The 26,092-nt window shown below is 69.2% G+C and carries 26 protein-coding genes; 11 read left to right on the forward strand and 15 right to left on the reverse strand.

All coding sequences use genetic code 11. The features are described 5' to 3' along the window. Positions 1-59: 59 nt before the first annotated feature. A complete protein-coding gene (locus tag EAF64_RS08400) occupies positions 60-275 on the forward strand; it encodes a hypothetical protein (RefSeq protein ID WP_129068518.1) in 216 nt (71 codons plus the stop codon). 9 nt (positions 276-284) lie between these two features. On the opposite strand, the gene EAF64_RS08405 is transcribed toward EAF64_RS08400, so the two are convergent. The 3 genes from EAF64_RS08405 to EAF64_RS08415 are packed head-to-tail and all read right to left on the reverse strand — an operon-like array spanning position 285 to position 2,912. Beyond that, positions 285-1,385 carry a DUF4350 domain-containing protein gene (locus tag EAF64_RS08405; RefSeq protein WP_129068519.1) on the reverse strand — a complete coding sequence of 367 codons (1,101 nt, stop codon included), beginning with the start codon at positions 1,383-1,385 and terminating at the stop codon, positions 285-287. Continuing rightward, positions 1,372-2,259 carry a S49 family peptidase gene (locus tag EAF64_RS08410; RefSeq protein ID WP_129068520.1) on the reverse strand — a complete coding sequence of 296 codons (888 nt, stop codon included), beginning with the start codon at positions 2,257-2,259 and terminating at the stop codon, positions 1,372-1,374. The genes EAF64_RS08405 and EAF64_RS08410 overlap by 14 nt, the downstream gene beginning before the upstream one ends. Then, a complete protein-coding gene (locus EAF64_RS08415; protein WP_129068521.1) occupies positions 2,256-2,912 on the reverse strand; it encodes a LolA family protein in 657 nt (218 codons plus the stop codon). Before EAF64_RS08415 ends, EAF64_RS08410 begins: the two co-directional genes overlap by 4 nt. A 308-nt stretch (positions 2,913-3,220) precedes the next feature. On the opposite strand from EAF64_RS08415, the gene EAF64_RS08420 reads away from it, so the two are divergent. Next, on the forward strand, positions 3,221-3,883 hold the full coding sequence (locus tag EAF64_RS08420) for a DUF7504 family protein (RefSeq protein WP_129068522.1): 663 nt from the start codon (positions 3,221-3,223) through the stop codon (positions 3,881-3,883). A 63-nt stretch (positions 3,884-3,946) separates the two neighbouring features. Then, positions 3,947-4,387, forward strand: coding sequence for a hypothetical protein (locus tag EAF64_RS08425; protein ID WP_129068523.1), 441 nt, complete (start codon positions 3,947-3,949; stop codon positions 4,385-4,387). On the opposite strand, the gene EAF64_RS08430 is transcribed toward EAF64_RS08425, so the two are convergent. Then, positions 4,384-5,793, reverse strand: coding sequence for an FAD-binding oxidoreductase (locus EAF64_RS08430; protein ID WP_129068524.1), 1,410 nt, complete (start codon positions 5,791-5,793; stop codon positions 4,384-4,386). The genes EAF64_RS08425 and EAF64_RS08430 overlap by 4 nt on opposite strands. A 31-nt stretch (positions 5,794-5,824) precedes the next feature. Then, complete coding sequence (locus EAF64_RS08435) at positions 5,825-6,430, reverse strand: OsmC family protein (protein ID WP_129068525.1); 606 nt, start codon at positions 6,428-6,430, stop codon at positions 5,825-5,827. 221 nt (positions 6,431-6,651) lie between these two features. On the opposite strand from EAF64_RS08435, the gene EAF64_RS08440 reads away from it, so the two are divergent. Beyond that, a complete protein-coding gene (locus tag EAF64_RS08440; protein ID WP_129068526.1) occupies positions 6,652-7,383 on the forward strand; it encodes a competence/damage-inducible protein A in 732 nt (243 codons plus the stop codon). Here the strand turns inward: EAF64_RS08440 and EAF64_RS08445 are convergent. From EAF64_RS08445 to EAF64_RS08475, 7 genes are all read right to left on the reverse strand, one after another. Next, positions 7,380-8,168, reverse strand: coding sequence for a GTP cyclohydrolase III (locus tag EAF64_RS08445; protein WP_129068527.1), 789 nt, complete (start codon positions 8,166-8,168; stop codon positions 7,380-7,382). The two genes, EAF64_RS08440 and EAF64_RS08445, sit on opposite strands and share 4 nt — an antisense overlap. A gap of 79 nt (positions 8,169-8,247) precedes the next feature. Then, complete coding sequence (locus tag EAF64_RS08450; protein WP_129068528.1) at positions 8,248-9,168, reverse strand: hypothetical protein; 921 nt, start codon at positions 9,166-9,168, stop codon at positions 8,248-8,250. Then, entirely contained in the window at positions 9,165-10,235 is a 1,071-nt protein-coding gene (locus EAF64_RS08455) for a glycosyltransferase family 4 protein (RefSeq protein ID WP_129068529.1), read from the reverse strand. Before EAF64_RS08455 ends, EAF64_RS08450 begins: the two co-directional genes overlap by 4 nt. Further along, entirely contained in the window at positions 10,220-10,612 is a 393-nt protein-coding gene (locus tag EAF64_RS08460) for a 6-pyruvoyl trahydropterin synthase family protein (protein ID WP_129068530.1), read from the reverse strand. The genes EAF64_RS08455 and EAF64_RS08460 overlap by 16 nt, the downstream gene beginning before the upstream one ends. Positions 10,613-10,820: 208 nt before the next feature. Continuing rightward, positions 10,821-11,825 carry a zinc-dependent alcohol dehydrogenase gene (locus EAF64_RS08465; RefSeq protein ID WP_129068531.1) on the reverse strand — a complete coding sequence of 335 codons (1,005 nt, stop codon included), beginning with the start codon at positions 11,823-11,825 and terminating at the stop codon, positions 10,821-10,823. Between the two features lie 167 nt (positions 11,826-11,992). After that, complete coding sequence (locus tag EAF64_RS08470; protein ID WP_129068532.1) at positions 11,993-12,892, reverse strand: hypothetical protein; 900 nt, start codon at positions 12,890-12,892, stop codon at positions 11,993-11,995. 7 nt (positions 12,893-12,899) lie between these two features. Beyond that, on the reverse strand, positions 12,900-13,268 hold the full coding sequence (locus tag EAF64_RS08475; protein ID WP_129068533.1) for a DUF7475 family protein: 369 nt from the start codon (positions 13,266-13,268) through the stop codon (positions 12,900-12,902). Between the two features lie 82 nt (positions 13,269-13,350). On the opposite strand from EAF64_RS08475, the gene EAF64_RS08480 reads away from it, so the two are divergent. The 3 genes from EAF64_RS08480 to EAF64_RS08490 are packed head-to-tail and all read left to right on the forward strand — an operon-like array spanning position 13,351 to position 16,695. Next, complete coding sequence (locus tag EAF64_RS08480; protein WP_129068534.1) at positions 13,351-15,336, forward strand: aldo/keto reductase; 1,986 nt, start codon at positions 13,351-13,353, stop codon at positions 15,334-15,336. Then, positions 15,333-16,100: a CDP-alcohol phosphatidyltransferase family protein gene (locus tag EAF64_RS08485; RefSeq protein ID WP_129068535.1), complete on the forward strand. Its 768-nt coding sequence runs from the start codon at positions 15,333-15,335 to the stop codon at positions 16,098-16,100. Before EAF64_RS08480 ends, EAF64_RS08485 begins: the two co-directional genes overlap by 4 nt. A 37-nt stretch (positions 16,101-16,137) precedes the next feature. Then, the gene (locus tag EAF64_RS08490; RefSeq protein WP_129068536.1) at positions 16,138-16,695 is read left to right on the forward strand and encodes a metal-dependent hydrolase; all 558 of its coding nucleotides are present in this window, start codon (positions 16,138-16,140) and stop codon (positions 16,693-16,695) included. On the opposite strand, the gene EAF64_RS08495 is transcribed toward EAF64_RS08490, so the two are convergent. After that, entirely contained in the window at positions 16,696-16,959 is a 264-nt protein-coding gene (locus tag EAF64_RS08495; RefSeq protein WP_129068537.1) for a hypothetical protein, read from the reverse strand. A 125-nt stretch (positions 16,960-17,084) separates the two neighbouring features. Here EAF64_RS08495 and EAF64_RS08500 point away from each other — a divergent pair, with 125 nt between their 5' ends. The 3 genes from EAF64_RS08500 (at position 17,085) to EAF64_RS08510 (ending at position 21,724) form a co-directional block, all read left to right on the forward strand. After that, a complete protein-coding gene (locus tag EAF64_RS08500) occupies positions 17,085-17,468 on the forward strand; it encodes a cupin domain-containing protein (RefSeq protein ID WP_129068538.1) in 384 nt (127 codons plus the stop codon). A 62-nt stretch (positions 17,469-17,530) separates the two neighbouring features. After that, positions 17,531-19,570, forward strand: coding sequence for a DEAD/DEAH box helicase (locus EAF64_RS21530; protein ID WP_129068539.1), 2,040 nt, complete (start codon positions 17,531-17,533; stop codon positions 19,568-19,570). 66 nt (positions 19,571-19,636) lie between these two features. Next, on the forward strand, positions 19,637-21,724 hold the full coding sequence (locus tag EAF64_RS08510; protein ID WP_129068540.1) for a hypothetical protein: 2,088 nt from the start codon (positions 19,637-19,639) through the stop codon (positions 21,722-21,724). A gap of 18 nt (positions 21,725-21,742) precedes the next feature. Here EAF64_RS08510 and EAF64_RS08515 read toward each other — a convergent pair whose 3' ends face one another. Then, positions 21,743-23,542 carry an L-aspartate oxidase gene (locus EAF64_RS08515; RefSeq protein ID WP_193767621.1) on the reverse strand — a complete coding sequence of 600 codons (1,800 nt, stop codon included), beginning with the start codon at positions 23,540-23,542 and terminating at the stop codon, positions 21,743-21,745. 255 nt (positions 23,543-23,797) lie between these two features. On the opposite strand from EAF64_RS08515, the gene EAF64_RS08520 reads away from it, so the two are divergent. Further along, complete coding sequence (locus EAF64_RS08520; protein ID WP_129068594.1) at positions 23,798-25,669, forward strand: SLC13 family permease; 1,872 nt, start codon at positions 23,798-23,800, stop codon at positions 25,667-25,669. Here EAF64_RS08520 and EAF64_RS08525 read toward each other — a convergent pair. Then, positions 25,666-26,070: a hypothetical protein gene (locus tag EAF64_RS08525; protein ID WP_129068542.1), complete on the reverse strand. Its 405-nt coding sequence runs from the start codon at positions 26,068-26,070 to the stop codon at positions 25,666-25,668. The two genes, EAF64_RS08520 and EAF64_RS08525, sit on opposite strands and share 4 nt — an antisense overlap. Positions 26,071-26,092 lie beyond the last annotated feature (22 nt).

Raw genomic sequence — 26,092 nt, forward strand, 5'->3', positions numbered from 1 at the left:
TGAGCAGAAAGGACTCCTCCTAGAAGCGATCTTGAGGGTGCGTCCGGTAGCCGGGGTACGTGAGCACACAGCTGCTCGATCTGGGACTCGAACCGGCCGACGCGGCGTCGACCGACGTGGACAGCGAGCGACGATTCCGGTGTCCGATCTGTGACGGCAGGGCGGGATCGGAAGCCGACGTGTACCGACACCTGTTGATCGAACATAGGAAGAGTGGGTTGAGCGATGCGTTGCTCGACCGGGCCGAGATTCGTGTCGAGACGGCCGGCGAGTGACCGGGCTCGTTACGGACTGGTGCCGTTGCCGGTCGGGAACGAGGTGCCGTTGCTCGGGACGGTCGGTGTGGTGCCAGGCTGGGTCGGGCCGCCGAAGCCGCCAGTGCCGGTGCCGGCCGACGGGCCCGCGGCTTCCGGGGCGCCGGGTTCCTTGTCGCCGTTGACGAGGAACTCGGCGAGGTTGGTGAGGAAGGCCTCGTTGTCGGCGACGGTCGCGCTGGCCGGTTCGAGGAAGTTCGTGTCGCCGATAGTGACGACGTTACCGGTCTGTGCGGCGACCGTGTAGGTCCCGCCACGGCGGGTAGAGGAGAGCTGTGCGTCCTGGCTCTCGACGACCGCCGTGCCCTCACTGCTCGTCGCCAGCGGTGTGGCGTCGTCGAGGACGATGCGGTCGACGCCCTCGGTGAGCGAGCTATCGCCGCTGGGCTGGGCGTAGAGCCGCTGGAAGTTGTTGGCGTTGTCCGTCATGTCGAACAGGTAGCCCGCGCCGAAGGAGACGCCGAAGTTCGCGGCGAGGTTCGTCGGCTGGCCGGGCGTGACGGTGCTGCCGGTCGACGTGCCGAGGGGGTTGGGGATCGAGACGGACTGGCCACCGGTCGAGGGGTCGACCGGATCGGCCAGCAGGAGGACGCGGCCGCCGGCCTCGGCGAAGGCGTCGAGCCCGTTGATCTCGCCGGTCGTGTAGCTGCTGGCGGGGTTGGCGACGACGAAGGCGTCGGCCGAGCGCAGCGTGGCGTTCAGGCCCGACGAGCCACTGGAGAGGCCGCCGGAGAAGCCGCCGCTGCCGCCGGTGCCGCCGGTGTAGAACCGCACGTCGTGGCCGTCCCGGACCAGGGCGTCGACGAACGGCTGCATCTCGCTCTCGCTGAGTGCGTTGCCGTGGCTCTTGTCGATGACGACGGTCTTGGTCCCGTCGCCGTCGGGTGCGCCGACGCTGCCGTCGTCGTCGACGGCTGTCGGGAGCAACTGGTCGTCGTAGGCTGGTGCGTCGACGCTGCCGTCGGTCGACGGGTTCGACAGGAGTGTGCCGGTGGCGACCGTAGCAGCCACGATCACCACGACGACGACCGCGAACACGCCGATGCCTTTCAACAGATCAGTTCGTGCCATTGACGGTCACCTCGATCTGGGCCGCAGAGTCGGAGACGTCCAACTGTCCGTGCAACATGAAGTACTGGGTGGTGTCGACGTCGACGGTCGCGTCGCCGGAGGCGTTCAGGCCGATCTGACTCAGCGGGCTCGCCGTCGGTGACTCCATCCGGACGGTCTCGTAGTCAGAGAGCCCTGCCTCGTCGGCGGCCGCGCTGATCGCGGCGTCGAGACCGCCGACCTCGTCGGCCAGCCCGAGTTCGGTCCCTCGCGAGCCCGAGTACACCTTGGCGTAGGAGAGTTCCGACGCCGAGAGGCTGGTGTTGCGCTCCGCGACGACGCTCCCGACGAACGCGCGCCGGAGGGCCTCGACGCGGCGGCGCGCTTCGGCCTGGGTCGCGGTCGTCGTCTTGTCGGGGCCGGTCGTTATCTGGTTGTCGGGCGCGCCCCGTGGCGGGACGACCGCTCGCACGCCGACGCTGCCGACGGTACTGGCTGGCGTCACGTAGATGCTGTCGGCCGGTGCGCTGGTGTAGTAGCCGCCGGACAGCGCCGAGCCGGTGACGGCGACCATCACCGGCATATCTTCGCTGGTCTGTTTCACCGACAGATAGAGCTGTTCGCTGACCGACGCCAGCCCACCACGGCTGTTGACGTCCAGCACGACGGCCTGGATGGAGTCGTTCTGTCGGGCTTCACGCAGGTCGGCCATCGCCGCCGCGGCGGTGTCGCCGTTGATCGTCCCGTGGACTTCGACGACGGCGACGGTGCCGTCGGGCCCCGTCGACGCGCCCCAGGCGTAGGGGACCAGGGCCGCACCGACGAGCAGGCCGACGACGCCGAACACGACGACCGGACCCCCGATACGGTCGAGGGGGCCGGAATCGCGGTTCATGCCGTCGCACCTCCCGGGGTCGTCCCGGCGTCGGTCGCGGGGACCCCGAGCGAGACGTTCTCGAAGCGGATCGTCTCGTTCACTCGCTGGCCGTCTTCGGTCCAGGTCGACTCGATCCGTCGGGGGACGACCTGTTTCGCGTCGACCCAGACGCGGCGTTCCGGCTGGGTCGTGGCGGCGTCCTCCGGCGGTGTGATCGAGAAGACCGCCGTCGGGCGACCGTCGACTCGCTCGGTGCCCTCGAAGACGACCTCGTTTTCGCGCACGAGGTCGGCGGCGACCGTGCCGAAGTGCGCGCTCGCCTCGGCGTCGGTCTCGGCGTCACCGGCGAATAGCTTCGCCGAGGGGTTCTCGATCACGGTGACTGTCCCGGCTTTCGGGCCGGTTTCGTACGCGATCCGGAGCGAGTCTCCTTTGTCGAAGGCGACGCTCGCTCGCGTGGTCTCGGTCTCGTCGTCGACTTCGACCCGCTGGATCATCGTCGCCTGGAACCCGTCCAGCCGTTCGTATCGTGATTCGACCTGTTCCGCGACGGCGTCCGGGTCGTCGACTTCCGTCCCGGGCGCCCCGAGACAGCCGGCCGTCACGAACACGAGACCGACGACGCCGAGTACGACGCGGCGCCGGTGTCCGCTCCGCAGTGGTGGTGACATGTTTCGCTTCCGCCTATACACAGGACCCACATGTCCCTCTCGGAGAGTTTCTGAGTCAGCACACTGGCCACAAGGTTTATACACTATTCTGGGCCGTCAGGCCGTGTCGCGTTCGTGATCTGCGGTCGACGTGGACGTCCCGTCACGGCGACGGCCGGAGTCGAGCGTGGGGTGACCACCGACCGCCGGGTCTCGGTTCCGGCACGACGTGGACGCGTCGGCCCGTCCGGGTCCGGGTGGTGGGCTGTTTCGAGCGCGTCGATGGATACGAGGGTATATATTTTATGGCCGTCTTGCGTTACGGTAGTGTGTTCGACTGGAGTTGTCGCCACTGTGAATACAGCGTCAGTGCCGGGGACAAGCGGACACTGATCGATCAGGTGAAGTCCCACCTCGTGAGAAGTGGGGGTGGCATTCTGGTCTACAATTCGCCCGACCGGGCCGACGAAGGGGCGGCGTGTACCGACCTCCTCACCGTGCGGGACGTGCCGAACACGGGGGCGCTCTGGATCACGAAGTCCCCTGCCGAGCGCCTCGACCTGTGGCGGCGACACGCCGACGGTTGGCCACAGCGGTTGCGGTTGCTCGTTCCGCCGTCCGCGACGGTTCCCGATGACCTGTTCGATCGGTCCGTGATCACCGACGGACCGGCCGAGGTGACGGAACTGTCGAGTACCTCACTGGAGAAACTGGGGCGACAGATCGCCGACAACACGTCGACACTCGCCGAAGAGTGTCGACACGCTACCGTCTGTTTCGACAACCTCTCCAACGTCATCCACGAGTTCGGGAACCGCTCCGTGTTCAAACTCGTTCACGTGCTCAACGTGACGATGCACAACGCTGGCGCGCTGGCCCACTACCACATGGAACCGGAGACCCACATCGGGTCGACGATCCACATCTTCGAACAGGAGTTTCAGTTGTTGCGCGACTGGTCGGGTGACGAGCCCGAACTCTCCCTCCTGTGAGGTTGCCGGGCACGTCCGGCGCAGTGTCGGAGCGTTTTACTGCATTCGTGACAACCCTCTCACATGGTGGAGACCTACGAGGCGACGGGGTGGGACGGGGCGCTGGCCCACGCACGCCAGCTGGGCCACGAGCACCGCGTCGTCGTTTCCAAGGCGGTCGAGCCGAAGTTGCCCGAGTCGGTCGACCTGCGACCGTCGAGTTTCCCGTGGTCGATCCACGCCGGCGCGACGCGAGTCTATCGCGAGGACAGTCCGGGCGAACACCTCCAGATCCGGGAGTTCCGGGATCGGTGGGTGGTGTCGCTCGACCGGGTGAACCCCCACTACCAGCCGTTCGGGCACGCTCGCAACGACGTGCCGGCGGCGTCGCTGGCCTCGCTCCCGCTGTTCGCCGCCACCCAGTCGGTCCGCCTGGCCGGCGGGCTCTCGGCGGCGGCCATCGAGAAACAGGGGTCGCTGGTGAACGACGGGCTCGTCCCGCTGGTCGGGAGGATCCTGATCTAGACGGGTGAGACTGGTCCGCCGAGGCGGTTCTCCGGATCGTAGGTCGCGTTCAGCCGGGCCAGCCGGTCGTAGTTCTCGCCGTACGTCAACCGTGCCGGGTCCTCGTCGAATCCGGGGAAGTTGCCGTAGCGCCCGGCAGCCTCTTCGAGCGCTGCGACGGCCGCGAACCCCTCGCGCGCCCAGGTGACGTTCGCGTCGTCGTCGGCGGCGTCCTCCCAGTTGGCCTCGAAGTTGCACATGAACGGTTTGTCGCGGTGACAGAACGCCGTCGCGTCCCGCGGAACGTCTGCGACCGCGCCCCCGAGTTGCCACACGTCGATGGTCGAGAGGGGCGACGGCGCGGTCTCGGTGTACTCGGCCAGCAGATCGATCACTGCGTCGGTGAGATCGGTGAGGTAGACCGACTTCCAGTAGTAGCGCAGGCCGTCGGGGTAGTCCTCGTCGAGCATCGACTGGAGGTCTTCGTAGGCCATGGGGCCGCTGAAGTCGGCGATGGGTGTCGCGGCGTCCAGCAACGGCTCGAACACCGCCTCGGCAGGTCCTGCCTCGGCGTCACCCCTGGCGGAACCGAGCAGGGCCACCGCGGGCTCGCCCCAGTATGCCTCCGGAAACTCGTGAACTTCGGGGACGTGCGCGGTAAAGGGGAGAACGCCGGCCGAGCGCGGGGCGTCGGTGGCCCACTCGCGGAACCGCTCGAACACTGCGGCGGTGTCGTCGCCGTGGAACCAGACGAACAGGGTCGCGACCTCGGGGCCGACCTCGTGGCAGTCGAACTCGAAACGGGTGACGACGCCGACGGTGCCGCCACCGCCCCGAACCGCCCAGAACAGGTCGGGGTTCCGCACGGCGCTCGCGGTGTGAACCTCGCCGTCGACGGTGACGACCTCGACCGAGCGGAGGTTGTCCGCGGCCAGGCCGTACTCGCGGGTCAGGTGGCCGTAGCCGCCGTTGAGCGTCAGCCCCGCGACGCCGGTCTCGGAGACCGCACCGAGGGGGGTCGCGAGGCCGAACAGCTGGGTCTCGTGGTCCACGTCGCCCAGCGTCGCGCCGCCGCCGACCGACACCGTCCGGTGGGTCCGGTCGACGGCGACACCGCTCATCGGGGTGAGGTCGATCACCAGCCCGTCGTCGACGACGGCGCGGCCGGCGACGTTGTGGCCGCCGCTCCGGACGGCGACCGGGAGCTCGGTCTCGCGGGCGAAGTCGAGCGCGGCGACCACGTCGGCGGTGCCCGTACACTGGACGATCACGGCCGGATAGCGGTCGATCATGCCGTTCCAGACCGCCCGCGCGTCGTCGTAGCGCTCGTGGTCGGCGGTGAGTACGTCGCCCCGAACCGCCTGGGCCAGGCTCCTGCGTTGTTCGTCGGTCGGTACGTCCGGTCGGTGCTGGGTCTCGGTTGCCATGGTCGAAAAATCGGGTCGGGCCCGTCCAGGGTCAGTCCCCGTGGACGGTCACCGACGGTTCGGTCGGGTGCGGGCTGGTCAACATGTCGAACACCGGCGAGCGCCGGTAGTAGGACGCCAGTTTCTCGCGGTCGGCGTCGTCGAGGTCGTCACCGTGGATCTCCACTTCGATCGCCGGATCGCCGAGCATCTCGGTCGCTCGGTCGGCGTCCGCGTGGCCGAACAGGACCTGCGGATCGAACGTGATGGAGACGCTGGTCTCGACTTCGTGGACGTCCATGCCTTCCCGGAGCGCGTTGAACTGGACCGTCCCGTTGATACAGGCCGTCAGCGCGGACAGCGCCGTCTCGACGGCCTCGATGCGATCCGTCGGATCGGCGCTCCCTACCGCCGTTTCGATCTCTTCGGGGACGCCGTAGTGCAGTTCGTGGTGGCGGTCCTGTCCCATCTCCTCGCCGCCGAGTTCCCACTCGCCGACTGTCGCGGTCGTCCGGGCGATCACGTCCTCGCCGACGCCGCGGGCGCGATACTCCATTTTCGCCTCCTCGGGTTCCTCGCCGACCCATTCGACGAACTCCCGATAGGTGTCGCGGTCGACGCCCATGCGGTGCTGTGTCTCTGTCTCCTCTGATGCCATGTGAGAACTGACGGCCCCGACGCGCGTAGTTATGAACCGCCCACCGAAGCCGCGATGCCGGTAGGATCGTCAGTGCTCCGCCGGCTCTTCGCTCGCGCCGGTCCGGTCGCCCCCGACCGGCATCGGACGCCGGTCCCCGGTAAGGCGGTGTTAGTCCTGGCTGTGTGTCTGACTGTCTCTCCCCGGTACCTCTAATGGGGACGGGTCCTACGCTCCAGTGAATGCAGGTCGCACTGGTCACGGTCGGCGACGAGTTGCTCGCGGGGGACACGGTGAACACGAACGCCTCGTGGCTGGCCGACAGACTCGCCGAGCGTGGGGTGTCGGTCCGGCGCGTCCTCGTCGTCCCCGACGAGCGCGACGAGATCGTCGAACGCGTGCGGGCCTACAGCGAGGCCTACGACGCCGTCCTCGTCACGGGCGGACTCGGCGGGACGCCGGACGACGTGACGATGGCGGCCGTCGCCGACGCCTTCGACCGCGACCTCGCGGTGGACGAACTGGCGCTGGCCGACGTCGAGGAGACTCTGGAAGCCATCGCCGGCGACTATCCCGACCTCGAAGTCGACGCGAGAGCCGAAGCGACGATTCCGGCGGAGAGCCGTCCCCTGATCAACCGCGCCGGGTTGGCCCCGGGGTGTGTGATCGAGAACGTCTACGTCCTCCCCGGCATCCCCGACGAGATGAAAACGATGTTCGAGGACGTCGAAGACGAGTTCGAGGGTGACGCGGTGTCGCAGTTCCTCTACACGGAGAAACCCGAGGCCAACCTCGTGGACGCGCTGACCGACGCGGGCGCGCAGTTCGACGTGACCGTCGGCTGTTACCCGGATCGGGACGCGGGACACAACCGCCTGAAAGTGACCGGTGACGACCCCGAGCAGGTCGACGCCGCGACCGCGTGGCTGGCCGCGGAAGTGGACGCGGACGCGGAGCCGAGCGAAGACGACTAATCGTCGTCGGCGGCGACCGCCTGTGGCTCCGCGAACTCGACTGTCGTCCCGTCTTCGCGACACGCTTCCAGCGCGTGTTTCGCCGCCATCCCGGCGGCCTGAGCGACACCCGACTGCCCGACGCCGACCTTGAGCTCCACGTCGACGGCCTCGTCGACGTGCTCGATGGCGTCGCGGTAATCCGCCGTCGAGAGGTCCGAACAGACCGCGATGACGTTGTCACCGCCCACGAAAAAGGACAGCGAGTCGTGGGCCTGGCGCATGTAGCGCATCAACTCGGCGTAGCCCTGTTCGATCCGGATGAACGTGTCGAACTCGTTGAGTTCGTCGGTGTACTTCTCGGTCGCGTCGTTCACGTCGAAGTGAGCGATCTGGACGTCGTCGTCCGTGCGATCGTCCTCGGCCAGCGTCTCGCCGCGGAGAATCTCGCGGCGAGTCTCGTCCTGTGCACTGCCGGCTTCCTGGAGGCGGTCCGAGGCGCGGCCCAGCGCGTCGACCGGCGAGGAATCGACCGCGACGCTCACGCTCGCGGTGACCGGATAGCGGTTGCCGATGGACTCCTGGACCAGCGCGAGGTCGTCGACGTCCAGCCCGTTGGTGACGGCGACCATGTTGTCGAACCGCCCGAAGAAGGCGTATCCCTGGCGGTTGCCGACGAGCTGTGACACGTCGGCGTACAGCCGCGACTGCATCGTCTGGAGGTCGACCTCCCGGCGCGGCGTCGGCGTGACTGTCCAGGGTCCGTAGTTGTCGATCTGGATCAGCGTAACCTGCGTGTTTGTCACGACACCCGTTGTACGAGGTAGAGTAGTATTGTTCTTTGGAAGACGGTCAGTTCGACCGAGCGGTCCCAGCGCCGCGTCCTCACTCGCCGCCAGTCCACTGACCGAGCAGATCCAGCTGGTGGGTAACGTAGACGAGGTCCCCGGACGCGACCTGCTCGCGGCGCGTCCGGAGCCAGTCGTCCAGCGTCCCGTCGTCGAGGGCCTCGCCCCTGTCGACTTCGCCGAGTGCCCCCTCGACAGTCTCCAGGACGTACCGCAGGAAGGACGCCTCGTCTCCTGGATACCCGCCTGCATCAGGGTAGACGACCCAGTCCGACCCCGCGACGCCCGAGACCGTCGCCCCGTCCAGTTCCCGGAGCCGCGCCAGCGCGTGGTGGCCCGCGCGGCTGTCGCCCCCCGGCTTCGCGTCCATGTGGCCGTGGTACGCGCGCTCGACGGCGTCGTCGGCCGGGTGGGCCGGCGTGAACCGCGTCCCGCCGTCGAACGTGATCGGGAAGTACCAGCATCCCTCGGGTGCGAGTCCCGACAGGAGCGTCGGCAGTGTCTCCAGGCCGATCACGTCGAGGACGGCCAGGCCGAGCAAGAGGTCCCAGGACCGGTCGGTGTCGGCGACGAAGGCCTCGGCCTCGGCAGTGACGGGCCGGACGGCGACGGTACGCTCCGGACAGACGAGGTCGATCCCGTCGTCGCGTTCGCTGACGTCGACGGGTCGGTCGGCGGCCCACGCCGCGAGCCGGTCGGGGATCGCCGCGGTGTTGTCGGACGCCTGATCGACGGCCGTGTAGACCACGTCCCGGTCCCCGGGGAAGAGGTCCCACTCGACGGCGCGTTCGATCATCGTCCCGACGCCGGCACCGACCTCCAGCACGCGGAACGGCCCTTCGTCGTCGCCCGCCGTCGCGAGGTTCGTCCGGAGCTGTCGCCAGAGCCGCCGGTCCAGACTCCGGTCGTCGACGGATCGTTTCGCCGCCAGGTACTGCTGGAAGTCGTCGGCCGTCATCCGGCGGCCCTCCCGTCGTCGGCGACTGTCCGGAGGAACTCCCGGACCCGTGCGGTCGTCTCGGGCCAGCCGGGGTGGGCCTCGTATCGCCCCCGCGCCGCCTGGCCCATCCGCGCGAGGCGGTCGCGGTCACGGGCGAGCGCACCTAGCACTCGCGTCACACCCCCCGGCGTATCGGGCTCGACCAGCGCACCGGTCTCGCCCGGCGTCACGAGGTCGCTCGCGCCGCCCGCGGCCGACGCGACCGCCGGCAGGCCGAAGCTCATTCCCTCGAGATAGGCGATGCCGAACCCCTCGTGGCGCGCGGGGATCGCCAGGACGTGACTCCGCCGGAGGACGGCCGCGAGGTCGTCGTCCGGAAGCCGCCCGCGCAGGTCGATACGGTCGGCCGCACCGCTCCGAGCGATCCCGTTCTCGACCGTCTGGACGTACGTCGGGTTCTCCGCTCGCCCGACGACCGTCAACTCCCAGGGCTCCTCGACCTCCGCCAGCCCGTCGACGAGCGTGTCCAGCCCCTTCCGTGGCTCTATATTGCCCACGAAGGCAACTCTTAGTGGGCCCTCGTGGGCCCGCGATTCGATGGTCCGAGCGTCGATATCGGGATCGAAGCGGTCGCCAGCCGGCGGGGCGACGACCGTCCGAGTTTCCGGGGGGCCGCCGGTCCCGGTTACGGAGGCCCGGGTCGCGGTGCTGTTGCAGACGGCGGCGTCGACGCCGTCGAGGTAGCGACGCTCGACGGCCCGGTACAGGCCGGCGAGGTGGCGGCCCTCGCTGGCCCGCAGGTGGTGGACGACGCTGACGACGGGATAGGGCAGGTCGCGGTTCGCCCGGACCAGCGACGGGTGGGCGAGTTCGTCCTGGAGCATGACGTCCACGTCGACGGCGAGTCGGTCGCGCAGGGACGACGAGAGGTTGTCGAGCAGGCCGCGGGCGTACCGGCGGCGCGGGAGTTCGATCACGTCGACGGTGTCGCCGGCCTCGCGGAGCCCCTCGACGAGTTGCCGGTCGTACCGGAACCCGCCCGACTGGCCGTCGAGACTTCCGTACAGTGTCAGGCCGACGCGCATGGAACGGACGCCTCGTACGCCGCGTGTGCCTGGTCGTCTTCCCAGATAGTCACCGCCAACTCCGTCACCGTGTCGTCGGTCACCTCCTCCGTCACCCGCTCCCAGACCACCTTGGCGAACCGCTCGACGCTCGGATTCGTTCCCTCGAACTCCGGCAGGTCGTTGAGCATCGTGTCGGCGTAGCGACCGTGGAGCCCGTCCAGCGCCGCCTCCACGTCGTCGATGTCGACGAGGTAGTCGAACTCGTTCAGCTCCGGTCCCCGGAAGGTGAGTTCGACCTCGTAGTGATGGGAGTGTGGCTCCCCCTCCGGGCCCGCGTCCGGTACAGTGAGAAAGTGCTGTGCGACGAACGACTCCAGCACCGTGACTGTGTACATACGGGTACCACGGCCCGTCGCCACCTAAGTCTCCCGCCGCCGGTGTGAGGTCTCGCGGGCCGCTCACTCCGCTCGCGTCCCCCGCGGCTCACGGGCCTTTGGCCCGCTCGCACGTCCGGGGCCGCTCACTCCGCTCGCGTCCCCCGCGGCTCACGGGCCTTTGGCCCGCTCGCACGTCCGGGGCCGCTCACTCCGCTCGCGTCCCCCGCTACTCGTATGTCAACACGACACCCAGCGTCCGCTCGGGCGCGTCGTCGAGCAGTTGGTAGGCGTCGTCGGCCCGCTCGACTGGGAACTCGTGGCTGAACAGCGCCGACACCTCGACCTCGGACAGCAGGTCACGGACCAGCGAGAGCCGTCGCTCCTTGTCCCAGCGACCGGTGTGGTCCGGGTCGATACGGCTCACCTGACTGCTCTGGACCCGGACGTGACTGCGGTGGAACTCCCCGCCGAGGTGTAACGTCGCCGGCTTGTTGCCGTACCACGAGCCGACGATCACCTGCCCGGCGTAGCCCGTCGCGTCGATGGCGTCGTCGAGGGCGTCCGGGTTGCCCGAGAGCTCGAAGGTCACGTCTGTCCCGTCGACGTGGTCGGTCGCCACCGTCTCCTCCAGGGCTGTCGCGTCGGCTACCGCCGTGTCCGCGCCGAGCCGCTCCGAGAGCTCTCGTCGCCGCTCGTAGGGGTCGACGGTCACCAGTTCGCCAAGCGGGAACTCCGACAGGACGGCGGTCGTCAGCAGGCCGACGATCCCCTGGCCGAAGACGGCGACCCGGTCACCGACACGTGGCCGGCCGTCCATGACGAAGTTGACGGCGGCCTCGGCGTTGGCCAACAGCGTCGCCCGCTCGGCAGGCTGGTCGATCGGGATCAGCTCCGACGGGGTCGCGAGGAAGTGACTCTCGTGGGGGTGGAACGCGAACACGCGGCGCCCCTCCCAGTCGGCGTCGACGTTCGCGCCGGTCGCGGCGACGCGGCCGACGGCCGCGTAGCCGTACTGGAGCGGATACGAGAGGGTCCCGTCGAGCGCGTCGATGGTCTCGTCGATCTCGACGTCGGCCGGCGCCTCGTCCCGGTAGAGCAACAGCTCCGTCCCGGGACTGATCGCCGAGCGCTCGGTCCGGACGCGGACCTCGTCCGGCCCGGGGTCGGGGACCGGCCGCTCGCGAACCGTCACCTCACGCGGTCCGGTGAAGTACAGCGAGCGTGCAGCCACGGTCGATCACGCCCGGATTGGGCAGCGGCGGTCGTCGATCCCATTCCCGAACTCGGTCCCGAACGTCGACGGAGGCTGAATCGCCATGACATTTCCACGGGCTGTAGCTGATAAAAGCTGTGTGTGGCGGAAATCCAGCACGGACGCCTCGTCGCGCGTATGAAAGGCTAGCGGTAGCCCAGCGCCGCCAGCCGATCGGCCGCGTCCCCGGTCCCGTAGATTCGCCCAACCGGCAGCGGCTCCGGTGGGGACAGCGTCGGGTCGTACGCGCCGTCGTCCCGTCCCTCGGTCTCGACCCACGGGACGGTCACCAGCGCCGGCACCGGAGTATGCATCGGGTGGCCGTACAGCCCCCACTCCCCGAAGAGGTTGGCGTGATCGGCGGTGATCACCGCACGGTCGGCCGCGACGTTCTCGAGGAGGGTCTCGACTGATTCGAGAACGTACCGGAGGTTCGACTCGTACGCTCGCCGTACGCGCCCGACCGACACGTCGCCGCGCCGGAGCGCGACCCAGGGGTTCGCGTCACTGCTCCGCGCGCCGGTCCGGGCCATGCCCTCGTCGTCCGCGATCGGATCGGGGACGAACGGGTGGTGAGGTTGCATGTAGTGGACGACCAGGCGCTCGGGGGCCCGCTCCCGGGCCAGCGCGACCGCCCGATCGGTGATCGCGCCGGCGGGCACCGTCCCGAGCCCGTCGTCCCAGGCGTACTTCCAGACCTCGTCGAGAGCGGCGAAGGCGTCGGGGTCGAGGTACCGGTCGGTCCAGGTGTTGCCAGTCACCATGGCCGTCCCGGCGACGGCGTCGGCCCGCTCCGCGCCGAACGTCCGGGTCAGCCACTCTGAGGAGCAGCTGCCGACCGACCGGAACCGGTCGATCCCGTCGACGAACGGGAACGGCGTGCCGACGGTCGTTAGCGTGTCGGGTCGACAGCCGTCGAGGACGATCAGCAGGTCCCACTCGCGGTCGTAGACGGGTGTGCCGTAGTCCAGCCGGCGACCGACCGTCTGGATCGCCCGGAGGGTCGACCGCCGGAGCGGGCCGCGGCCCGCGTCGTCGACGAGCATCGGCCGGCTACCCCTCGCGTCGGTACAGTACCACCAGCACGACGATGAACGCGACCTGGACCGCCTTGTCGAGATAGCCCAGCGGCGAGAAGTCCGGCGCGTTCACCAGGTACCAGGCGACGATCTGGACGGCGGTGAAAGGGACGCCGACGGCGTAGACGAGCCGGCGGCGGTAGTCGACCGCGACCAGCGCTGCGCCCGCGAAGAACCCGACACCGGCCAGCAGGAAACTGATCCCTACCGGCGACGTGACGAACTGCACCCCGAGCCAGAGGTGGAGGACGCCCGTGATCGCCGCGAGTCCGAACGCGATCCAGTGCAACGGCGACAGCGATGCCGTGTCGAACCCGAGTCCGCCCGTGGCCGTCTCTGTCATAATCCTAGTGGGCGCGCGAGTGGCTTCAACTTTGGCCGCGCCCTGGCCGTGATTTTATCACGCTCAATCCCTGTCTAGCGGTGTGAACTGCCTGTTCGTGGGTGCGGGGGCCGTCGCCGACCGGTACGCGGCCGGACTCGCGGACGGCCCGCTCACCCTCGCGGGCGTCTGTGACACCGAGCCCGACCGCGCCGAGGCACTGGCCGCCCGCCACGACGCCGCCGCGTTCGCCGATCTGGAGGACGCACTCGCCGCCTGTGACGCGCCAGTGGTCGTGAACCTCACGAGTCACGGCGCACACGCGACCGTGACGCGGCGCTCGCTGGCCGCCGACCGTCACGTCTACAGCGAGAAACCCCTCGCGCTCGACGCCGACACCGCCACGGAGCTGCTCGCGCTGGCCGCCGACCGCGACCGCGCGCTGGGCTGTGCGCCGGTCGCACCCCGATGCCCAGCACAGCGACTCGCCGGCCGCGCCGTCGCCGACGGCCGACTCGGCCGGGTCGGGCTGGGCTACGCCTACGCGCACGTCGGTCGGGTCACCGAGTGGCACGATAGTCCCGACGGCTTCCTGTCGGTCGGACCGCTGTACGACGGCGCGGTCTACCCACTTACCGTCCTCGTGGCGCTGTTCGGCCCCGTCGAGCGGGTCCGCACCGCCGACGCGCTCGACGTGTGGCCGGCTCGCGAGGCCGCGACGCCCGACGCACCGACACACGTGGAGGGGATCCTCGAATTCGCCGCCGGGCCGGTCGTCCGCCTGACCGCGAGTTTCTACGCGCCCCACCGGAGCCGGGAGTTCTACGGCGTCGAACTCCACGGCGACGACGGCTCCCTCCGGCTCCGGGACGCTGGCGCGCTCGACGCCGAGACCGGTGCCGTCACCTTCGGCCGCCAGGGCCGCGAGTACACCCCGATGGCCCCACAGTGGCCGACCCGCGCCGGAAGCTACCTCGACGGCGTCGAGCGACTCGCGGCCGCCGTGGCCGACGGGCGACGACCACGTGACACCGCCCGGCGTGGCGCACACGTCGTCGCCGTCTGCGAGGCCGTCGAACGCGTCGCGTCGGGAACGACCGACGGTACCCGTCCGGTCACCGACCCGGGCGTGACGCCGACCCGGCCCTCGCGACCGACCGTCCGGCCGCCGGGAGAGGCGAGTGACGGGCCTGCCGACCCGACCAGTCGGTCGCTCCGGCTCCCGCCCATCGGTTTCGGCTGTTCGCGCTACCGCGGCGGCGACGAGTACGTCGACCGGGTCGAGTCCATCGCGACGGCGCTGGACGCCGGCTACCGCCTGCTGGACTCCGCGGAACTGTACGGCAACGAACACCGGATCGGTGACCTGCTGGCCGCACCCGGGACGCCGGAGCGGGATTCGCTCTTCCTGTTCGGGAAGGTCTGGAACACCAACCACGGCCACGCCGTCGAGGCGTGTGCCGGAAGTCGCGCCGAGCTCGGGATCGAGACGTTCGACTGCTACGCCCTGCACTGGCCCGACTCGTGGGCGTACCAGGGACCGCTCGAACGGCTCGCCGAGCGACCGGTCGCCGAGCAGGAGGCGCTCGCCTTCCCCGAAGACGAGACGGGCGAGATGGAGACGGTGGACCGCTCACTCGTCGACTCGTGGGCCAACCTGGAGGCGGTCCACGACCGGGGCTGGGCGCGGACGCTGGGGCTCTGTAACGTCACCCGCGAGCAGGTCGAGACGGTGCTTTCGACGGGATCGGTGAAACCCGCAGTCGTCCAGGTCGAGCGCCATCCCTACCAGCCCCGGACGGACCTCGTCGAGTTCTGCCACGAGCGGGGCATCCGTGTGATCGCTCACTCGCCGCTGTCGGCCCCGGGGCTCCTCGACGAACCGCTCCTCGACGAGATCGCCGCCGAACGGGGGATCTCGCCCGCTACGGTCGTCCTCGCGTGGAACGTGACCGAGGGGGTCGTGCCGATCCCGTCGAGCAACGACGCGGCCCACCTCGTCGCGAACCTCGCGGCGGCCGGCGAACGGCTGGACGCCGAGGCACGCGAGCGGATCGCGACCCTCGAAGCGCCGGGGTTCTCACGATGAGCGGGACCGAACGCACGCGCCTGGCCCGGCGACGGCGGCGGTGGCTGTTCCTCAGCTGTGGGACCGTGCTGGTGCCGACGCTGGGCGCGGCCGCGCTGGCACGGCTGGTCGATCCGGCCGGAGCGACCGCCTGGGCGCTCGTCGTGGCTCCCATCGTCGCCTTCGAGGCCTGGTTCTACCACTCCCGGCGCGGCCGGGTGCCGACCGCGGGGCCGGCGTTGCGGGTCGCCGACGCCGTCACGCTGGTCCGCGGGTGGCTCTACGCCGCCGTCGCCGGGTTCGCCGTCCTTTCGCCGACGGCGCTGATCGCCTGGCTCCCCGGCCTCTGTTACGGCACCGGCGTCGCCCTCGACTGGCTCGACGGCCGGATCGCCCGCCGGACGGGCGGGGGGACGCGGCTCGGCGAACGCCTCGACATGGCGTTCGACACGCTGGGTTTCCTCGTCGCGCCGGTCGTCGCCGTCGTCTGGGGGCGGCTTCCGGTCTGGTACCTGTCGTTGTCGGCGGCCCGGTACCTGTTCAAGGCCGGGCGGGGGCTCCGGCGCTGGCGCGGCCAGCCGGTTCACGACCTGCCGCCGAGTGAGCGCCGCCGGCAGCTGTCGGGCCTGCAGATGGTGTTCGTCACCGTCGCGTTGGTCCCGCTCGTTCCGCGGGACCCGCTCGGCCTCCTCGCGGCGGTCCTGCTGGCCCCGTCGCTGGCGCTGTTCGCCCGGGACTACCTGCTCGTGGCCGGCTACCTGCCGCGAGCGGCGGAACAGTCATGACCGCGCCGTGCCAACCCCCGGCCCGAACCGCACAGCCATGATGGCACCGACACACGTCGTGGTCGGGCTCGCGCTCGGGGCCGCCGTCGCGACCGTGGAGCCGACGCTGGGGACCGCGGCCGCGGTCGGGGGTGCGATCGGCGGTGCCGCGCCCGACGTGGACCTGTTCGTTGGCCAGCACCGCCGGACGCTCCACGCCCCCGCACTGCTGTTCGTCCCCGCGGCGCTGGCCGCCGGCTTCGTGCTGGCCGCACCGACGCCGCTGTCGGCCGCGGTCGCGGTGGGCTTTCTCGCGGCGGCCGTCCACTCCGCCAGCGATGCCTTGGGAGCCGGCGAGGAACTGCGGCCCTGGGAGCGGACGAACCCCGACGCCGTCTACTGCCACGTCGCCGGCCGGTGGCTCCGCGCCCGGTACGTCGTCCCGTACGACGGCGCGCCGCGTGACTTTCTCGTCACGGCCGCGTTCGCGGTGCCGGTCGTCCTCGTCTTCTCCGGGTCGATCCGCTGGCTGACCCTGGCGCTCGTCGCCGGTGCCGGCGTCTACACCGCCCTGCGCAAGCGGCTCCCGAAGTACTTCGAGCCCATCGTCGAGTGATCAGGCGTCGACGAGCGGGTAGTCGCTCTTCTCGAGCGCTCGCCGGGCGGCCGCGAAGGCGTCGGTGACCGCCTCGAACTCCCCTTCGTGGATCCAGTCGCCGTCCGCGTACGTGTACAGGTCGATGGCACCACCGCGGTACTCGTGGGACTCGACGTACAGCTCCCGCTCGACGCTCCTCCCGTCGGTCAGGAGCCAGACGCCGAGTTCCTTCCCGCCTTCGAGGTCCCGTCGGCGCTGCCAGTGTCGCTCCGTGTCGGTCATCCCGGGAACCCTCCTCCGGCAGGTTCGCTCCCCACCGGCCTCACTGTTGTTGCAGGTCGGGTGTCACTCGCCGTCCGGTCCCGGGCACCGCCGTCGCTTTGCGCGCTCGGGCCGTGTCCCCGATCGTGACCGATACCGACCCCGACCCTGCTCCCCTGATCCGCCGGGCCGAAGAGATCGCCTACGAGACGGTCGACGCCGCCGAGGGCGTCGAGAAGGGCGTCCTGCTGAACGAGGACCACGGCGCACCGAACTTCGCGATCCGGCGGTTCACCATCGCGCCGGGCGGCGAGATTCCAGAACACACGAACGCGGTCGAACACGAACAGCACGTCCTCGCGGGCCAGTACACCGTCGGGATCGACGGCGAGGCGTACGAGGTATCTGCCGGTGACTCGCTGTTCATCCCCGCCGGCGTCGTCCACTGGTACCGCAACGACGGCGACGAGGAGGGGGCGTTCGTCTGTGCGGTACCAAACGGCGACGACGAGATCGAACTGGTGGAGTGACCGGCCCGGCGACCTGTTCGGTTTCCGAGCGACTGAAATACCTCACCCGAGTACACTGGAGCGTGTCACGGCAGGTCGCGCAGGTCGATACCCTGTTCCTCCACGAGTCCGGCGACGACTACCGGGTGGTCGTCGAACGGGACGACAAGCGGCTGTTCCAGGCCGTCCTCGAACTCAAGGAGACCGACGCGGGCCCGCGCCCCGGGCGGTTCCGGATCAAGGAGGGGACCAGCGAGGAACCGCGCAGTCCCGACGAGTTCGTCGACATCGCGCGCCGGGCCTCGCGCATCCGCATCTCACAGCAGACCTCCCAGTCGGGTCGCCAGCGATTGCTGGCGATGCTCGACGGGTACCAACTGGACGCCAAGGTCGTCCGGACCTGTCGGTTCTGCGCCCGCGACGGCCGCTACTCACCGATCACGAGCGAGACGGCCATCGAGGCCGACGACGAGTCGATCTGTCCCGATTGCGCGAAGGAGGAACTCGACCGACAGGTGACGATGCAGGGGTCGATGAGCGCCAGCGCCCGCGAGCGCCTCGAAGAACTCCTCCTGGAAGTGCAGGATCTGGACCGGATCACCAACCTGCTGGAGGGGCGACTCGACCCCGACCTGACGAAGTTCGACGAGATCAGCGCGACGCTGGACGACGTAGAGCCCGTGCCCGTCGATTCGCTTTCCCTGCACCCGGGCATCCAGTCGAAACTCGAAGGCCGGTTCGACGACCTGCTCCCGGTCCAGAGCCTGGCCGTCGAGAACGAGGTGCTGAACGGGCGCGATCAACTCGTGGTCAGCGCCACGGCGACGGGGAAGACGCTGATCGGCGAGATGGCCGGGCTGGACCGCGTGCTCAACGGCGAGGGAAAGATGCTGTTTCTCGTCCCCCTCGTCGCACTGGCCAACCAGAAACACGAGTCGTTCGAGGAGCGCTACGGCGATATCGCCGACGTGACGATTCGGGTGGGTGCCAGCCGGATCAACGACGACGGCAACCGCTTCTCCCCGGATGCCGACATCATCGTCGGTACCTACGAAGGCATCGACCATGCGCTCCGCACAGGAAAGGACCTCGGGAACATCGGCACCGTCGTCATCGACGAGGTCCACACGCTCGGCGAGGAAGAGCGGGGCCATCGGCTGGACGGACTGGTCTCGCGGCTGAAACACTACACTGAAGCGCACAACTCCGCCGCCGACACCCAGTACATCTATCTCTCGGCGACGGTCGGCAACCCCGGCCAGTTGGCCGAGAAACTGCGGGCGCAGTTGATCGAGTTCGAGGAGCGACCGGTGCCTATCGAGCGCCACCTTACCTTCGCGGACGGGCTGGAGAAGATCGACGTGGAAGACAAGCTGGTCAAGCGAGCCTTCGACCAGGAGTCCTCGAAGGGCTATCGCGGGCAGACGATAATCTTCACCAACTCACGGCGGCGGTGTCACGAGATCTCCCGGAAGTTGCGGTACGATTCCGCGCCGTACCACGCGGGGCTGGACTACAAGCGTCGCAAGAAAGTCGAGTCGCAGTTCGCCGACCAGGACCTGGCGGCGGTCGTGACGACGGCGGCGCTGGCGGCGGGTGTCGACTTCCCGGCCTCGCAGGTGATCTTCGACTCGCTGGCCATGGGGATCGAGTGGCTCACCGTCCAGGAGTTCGAGCAGATGCTCGGCCGGGCGGGGCGGCCTGACTACCACGACCAGGGGACGGTGTACATGCTGGTCGAACCCGACGGCGTCTACCACAACAGCATGGAGATGACCGAGGACGAGGTGGCGTTCAAACTCCTCAAGGGGGAGATGGAACCCGTCATCACCCGCTACGACGAGAGCGCCGCCGTCGAGGAGACGCTGGCCAACGTCACCGTCGCCGGCAAGGGAGCCAAGCGGCTCAACGACCGGATGGTCGGGGAAGTGCCGACCAAACACGCGCTGGGGAAACTCCTGGAGTACGAGTTCATCGACGGGCTGGAACCGACGCCGCTGGGGCGGGCGGTCACCCGCCACTTCCTCGCGCCCGATCAGGCCTTCCTGATGCTCGACGGCATCAGGAAGGGCAAGGATCCGGCGCGGATCGTCGCGGACCTGGAGTTGCGCGACGAGGAGTGACGGGTCAGCCGCCGGACGTGTCCGGTGCCCGTAACACATATTCACGCCGCGACCGGACAGCGGAGTATGGGGCTTTTCGACTCCGTCCGCGGGCTCGTCTCGGGGGACGACGAGCCGGCCGACGACGCCGACGCGGCTGCGCCCGAGCGACGGGACCCGACGCCGACGACCTTCCGGAACAAAGCCGCCGACGCCGTCGCCGACTGGGACGCCCACGAATTGGACTACTCGCTCGACTCGCTCTCCAGACTCGACGACTTCGCCGCGAAACAGGGCGCGAAACTCGACGTGATGCACGACGAGGGGGACGACACCGTCGCCGACCTCCACACTCGCTACACGATCCAGGCCGGGAGCTACCTCGGTGAGGTACTCGTCCGCCAGCGTGACGGCCAGTGGGTGGAAGACGGCGAGCGCTGGGCGGTCTCGCTCGAGTACGAGGGCGATCCCGCCACCGTCGACGTGTTCGAACTGGCGGGCCACTCCTTCGCCGAGGAACCGGTCTTCGGCGAGGTTGCGGACCGGTTCACCGAGGACGACGACGAACCCGACCAGCCGGAACCGAAACCCGTCGACACGAGCGACGTGGCGTCTCACGCCGAAGAACTCGCCGCGTTCTGGGACGGCTACGACCTGAACTTCTCGCCGCGGTCGCTCGCTCGACTGGACGAGCTCGCCGACAGCGAGTGGGACGACGGCCGCTTCGAAAACGCCGAACTCGGCGCGTCGGACATGGACTCGGGGATGTTCACGGAACTGGTCAAGCAACTCGGCAGCTACTACGGGGAGACGCTGGTCCGGAGCCTCGACGCCGAGTGGACCCGCCGGGACGACGACATCGTCGTAGCCGTCGAGGGTAACACCAGCGCGCCCCCGGTCCCAGTGTCCGTGTTCTCGGTGGCGGCGGACTCGCTGTCCGGGCCGTCGGTGTTCGCCACACGATTCAACGAACTGACCGACCGGGCGAACCTCGAAGTCCCGGCGGTGGCGACGACGGCCGGTGTGACACCCAGCACGGAGACACCCGCCGCCACGAACCGGGAAGACGAGGACCTGACCGCGGTGCAACCCGACGACGATACCGGCGAGAACGAGGCCGGTGCTGGGACCGAGTCAGACACCCCGGCGAGCGCGACGGATGCCGGGACCACCGACGACTCGCTCGACAATGCTCGGATAGCTGAGGCCGACGCGCAGTCGGTCGACGGCGGTGTTGTGACCGAGACTGCCGAGACGGACGCGGGGCCGACCGGCGACGACCCTGACGAAGACGACGACACCGATCCGCTGGCCGCGTCGGTGGTCGCCGGGGCGGACGACGACCCGTCCACAGCAAACAGTTCCGACGAGCGGACGGACCCCGAGTCCGACGACGCCGCCGACGAAGCCACAGACGGCGAGGCCGCCTACGAAGAGACCGATACCGAACCGACGGTCGATCCGGAGGGAAAATCCCCGCTCGAAACCGCGATCGCGGAGACGGTCGCCGCAGGACTCGTCGACCGCGACGACGAGGACGGGGATGCGGCGGAGACCACTGCCGCCGCGGCCGATTCCGACGGCGAACCCGACGCCGCCGAGACGACCGAATCGGGCGACGCACGACCAGTCGACGGCGACGCGGGACCCGAGGACGGGGACCCGGCGGACGCGACGCCCGATGCGGAGACCAGCGAGTCGGACCCGGACGAGGACGCCGAACGGGCGGCTCTCGCCGCGGAGATCAGCGACAGCGGGCCGGCCGAGTCGGGGCCGACCCTGCCGACGCCCGAGGAACTACAGGAGAACGCCGAGGCGTTCGCGGCGACCTACCCCGGCTACGATCTGGACTTCTCGCCGGACTCGCTGGACCGTCTCGACCGGCTCGTCGCCCAGGAGTACGACGCGGCGACGTTCGCGGACTTCGACCTCCACGATCCGGACTCGCAGTTCCAGATCGACCGCGTGACCGAGGCCGGCGGCTACTTCGCGCTGGTGATCGAGGGAACCGTCGGCGGGGAGTGGCAGCACAGCGAGGAGGGACTGCAGTTCGTCGTCGAGGGGGCAAACGGCGTCGCGCGGCTGGACCCGCTCGGGGTCGCTGCGGGGTGTTTCCGGGACGACGACTCGTTCGCGGCGACCTACGCGGCCATCCGGGATCGGCTGGGCGCGTGAGGCGGGCCGATCACGGCCTCACTCCAGGTGGTGGTAGTCGAGTTCGTAACCCTCGTCGAGCGCCCGCTGGACGCGCTCGCTTGGCGTCCCCGGCGTTCGGGTCGACAGGCGGAGGTCCTCGCCGTCCCGGGTGACGAGGACGTTCCGCCGCCAGTCCGGGTCGCGCTCGGGGTAGTCGGTCCGGTAGTGAGCGCCCCGTGACTCCGTCCGCCGGGCGGCGGTCCGGAGGATCACGTCCGCGAGCGTGAGCATGAAGCCCAGGTCGACGGCGAACTCGAAGGGGCGGCCGGTGTGGTCGCCCGCGACGCCGACGTGGCGAGCGCGCTCGCGCAGGTCGGCCAGCGCCGCCCGGCCGTCGGCGAGCGAGGGGCCGTCCCGGCGGATGCCGGCGTGGTCCCAGAGCAACTCACCCAGTTCCTCGATCAGCTCCTGCGGACTTTCGCCGCCGTCGGCGGCCGCGAGCGCGGCCAGGCGGTCGAACTCGTGTTCGGCGGCTGCACGTATGCGCTCGGGGAGCGGGTCGGTACGCTGCGGTGCGTACGCGGTCGCGATGTGATCGCCGACGATCTTCCCCAGCGCGACGGTCTCGGCCAGCGAGTTGCCGCCGAGCCGGTTGGCACCGTGGACGCCTGCGGTGGTTTCGCCCACCGCGTACAGTCGGTCGACGCCCGTCTCGCCGGTCGTGAAGTCCACGTCGACACCGCCCATGGTGTAGTGTGCCGTCGGCGCGATTTCGACCGGTTCCGCGGCCAGGTCGACGCCGAGCGACTGGAACCGCTCGTACATCCGGGGGAGGCGCTCTTTCAGGAACGACCTGTCGCGGTGGCTGATATCGAGGTAGACGCCGCCGTTGTCCGTGCCGCGGCCAGCGTCGACCTCCGCCTGGATGGCGCGGGCCACCACGTCGCGGGCGTCCAGTTCCATCTGGTCCGGCGAGTACCGCTCCATGAACCGCTCTCCGTCTGCGTTGTAGAGGCGGCCACCCTCGCCGCGGACCGCTTCGGTCACGAGGCGGCCGTTCCAGTCGTCGTCCCACTCGTCGTCGGCGACCATCCCAGTCGGGTGGAACTGGACGAACTCCACGTCCAGCAGGTCCGCGCCCGCTTCCAGTGCCAGCGCGGGGCCGTCGCCCGTGTTCTCGTCCTCGCGCGAGGAGTGACGCGACCACAGCGCCGAGAACCCGCCTGCGGCGAGGACGACGTGACTCGCCCGGAACAGGATCTCGTGGCCGTCCTCCATGTCGTAGGCGGCCGCGCCGTAGACGCGCTCGCCGTCCGACAGGAGTTCCGTGACCATGACGTTCTCCCGGTAGGGGATCTCCAGTTCCTGCGCTCGCCCGACCAGCGTGTCGAGGATGGCCTCGCCCGTTCGGTCGCCGACGAAGCAGGTCCGCCGGAACGACTGGGCCCCGAAGTATCGCTGGTCGATCGTCCCGTCGGGCGTCCGGGCGAACTCGGTGCCCCACGCGTCGAGTTCGCGGATGCGGTCGGGCATCGCCCGCGTCACCGTCTCGACGGCGGTCGGATCGTTGAGGTGGTGGCCCTCGTCGATTGTGTCGGCGGCGTGGATCGCCCAGTCGTCTTCGGGGTCGAGACTCCCGAGCGCGGCGTTGATGCCGCCGGCGGCCCACACCGTGTGTGCGTCACCGTGGTCGCGCTTCCCGATCACGAGCGAGTCGATCCCGTGCTCGGCCAGCGCGATGGCCGTCCGTGCGCCCGCCGCGCCGGCCCCGATCACCAGCACCGGAACCGCGACCTCCTCGTAGTCCCCGCGCTCGCGTTCGGACGCGTCGGTCTCGACCGGTGTGATAGTAGTCATAATTCGTAGGTTTCCTCGTGTTTTGCCTAGGGGCTCTGCGGTCAAGTATGCTACGTCGAAAACCATATCAGTGTCCGCGAGACGCTCCAAAAGAAGAGAATCGGGGATCGGAAACACGTCCCGAAACGCGCCCGGCAGAATACGTTACAGCAAACGGATACTTCGACCGGGTCCGGCCGCGTGCCGACACCCTCTGGTTTTTCAAACTTCCCCCGAGAGGAGTTGGGCGTGGCACTCGCGCCGATCACGCCGGGCATGGTGTTCGTCTTCGCGCTGATCTTCGTCGCGCTGGTCATGTTCGCGACGGAGCCGGTGCCCATCGACATCACCGCCATCGGGGTGATGGTCGCGCTCTTGCTCGTCGAACCCCTCTCGGTGGTCGCCGCCGACGTCGGCCTCTTTGCCGACCCGCTGATCGTCCTCAGCGATCCCGAGCGGGGGATCTCTGCCGTCGAACGCGGTATCTCCGGCTTCGCGAACCCCGCGACGATCACCGTGCTGGCGATGTTCGTTCTGAGTGCGGGCGTCCAGCGCACGGGCATCATCCAGATCGCCGGCCGCAAGATCGCCGCGATCACCCGTGACAGTGAGTCCCGCCAGCTCGGGGCCACCATCGGCTTCGTCAGCCCCATCTCGGGGTTCATCAACAACACCGCCGCGGTCGCGATCCTGTTGCCGATGGTGACCGATCTGGCTCACGAAGGGAACACCTCGCCCTCGAAACTACTCCTCCCGCTGTCCTACGCCTCGATGTTCGGGGGAATGTTGACGCTGATCGGCACGTCGACGAACATCCTGGCCTCCGAGATCGCCGGCCGACTCGGCCAGCAGTACCCGACGCTGGATCTGCACTCGTTCTCGATGTTCGAGTTCACCGAACTCGGCCTGGTGTTGACTGTCGTCGGCACGGCCTACCTCATGACCGTCGGCCGCTGGCTCACGCCCGCCCGGATCAAGCCCGACGAGGACCTCACCGAGGAGTTCGAGATGGGCGAGTACCTCACCGAAGTCGTCGTCCGGGAGGATTCACCGGTCGTCGGCCGGACGGTCCGGGGGGCCATGGGGGAGTTCGACTTCGACGTGGACCTGATCCAGTTGATCCGCGACGACGAGGTCTTCCTCGAACCGCTCGGACAGAAGACGATCAGGGCCGGCGACGTGTTCGCGATCCGGACCGACCGGGATACCCTCGTGGAAGTCAGCGACGCCGAGGGGCTCGACCTGCTCCCCGAAGTCGACGTGGACGAGGCCGAACTGGAGGCGGCAAACGAGCGACAGAACCTCGTCGAGGTCGTCGTCGCCCCCGGTGCCCAGCTGGTCGGCGAGACGCTGGCGACGTCTGAGTTCCGACAGCAGTTCGACGCGACCGTCCTCGCGCTCCGACGCGGCGGCGATGTGTTCCGCAAGCGCATGGACCACGTGCCGCTGCGAGTCGGGGACACCCTGCTCGTCCAGGGGTCGCCGGAGTCGCTGAAGCGACTCGACCGGGACCGCAACTTCATCGTCGTCGGCGAGATCGAACGCCCCGACTTCCGAGAGTCCAAGATCCCCGTCGCGCTGGGGATCGTCGCCGCCGTGGTCGGCCTCGCCGCTATCGGCCTCTTGCCCATCGTCACGGCGGCGCTCGCGGGCTCTCTGTCGATGGTCGGGACGGGCTGTTTGCGCCCACCCGAAGTGTACGAGGCCGTCCAGTGGGACGTGATCTTCCTGCTGGCCGGTGTCATCCCGCTGGGCATCGCCATGGAACAGACCGGCGGGGCCGCCCTCATCGCCGATCTGGTCGTCCTCGCGGCCGCCTCGCTGCCAACGGTCGCCGTGCTGGGCCTGTTGTACGTCGTGACCGCACTGCTGACGAACGTCATCAGCAACAACGCCAGCGTCGTGCTCATGGTTCCCGTCGCGGTGACCGTCGCCATCGAACTGGGTGCCTCGGCCTTCTCCTTCGTCCTCGCCGTGACCTTCGCCGCCTCGACGGCGTTCATGACCCCCGTCGGCTACCAGACCAACCTCTTCGTCTACGGCCCTGGCGGCTATCGCTTTACCGACTACATCCGCGTCGGCGCACCGCTCCAACTCGTCTTCGCCGTCGCCACCACTCTCGGAATCGCCTTCTTCTTCGGCGTCTAGCGAACGACGTCGGTCACCGCGTCGACCAGCGGCGTGACCTCCGTCCCGCCCTCGACCGAAAAGTAAAATCCCTCGTTCGCCCCGACGACCCGGCCGATGACGGCGTAGTCGGTGTACGTGACGAAGGCCTGCGTCTCCGAGAGCGTCGGATAGAACTCCGCGAACTGGTCCTCGCCGACGAAATCCAGCTGGCCGTAGTGGTGGAACAACTTCCCCGCCTCGACGATGTCGTCCAACTCGTCGTACTCCGCCTGGAGTCGGTCCGAAACGTACACCAGTCGAAAGTCCTCCGGCGTGTACTCCGCACAGACCAGCAGGGAGTCCCCCGCGCGGTCGGTCGCCGCCTCCAGCGCCGCCCCCGCGTCGTACTCCACCAGTGACTCGCCCTCGCCGATATTCATGTCCCGTAGGTTGGTGTCGAGT

The sequence above is a fragment of the Halorientalis pallida genome (assembly GCF_004118325.1).
Lineage (GTDB): Archaea > Halobacteriota > Halobacteria > Halobacteriales > Haloarculaceae > Halorientalis > Halorientalis pallida.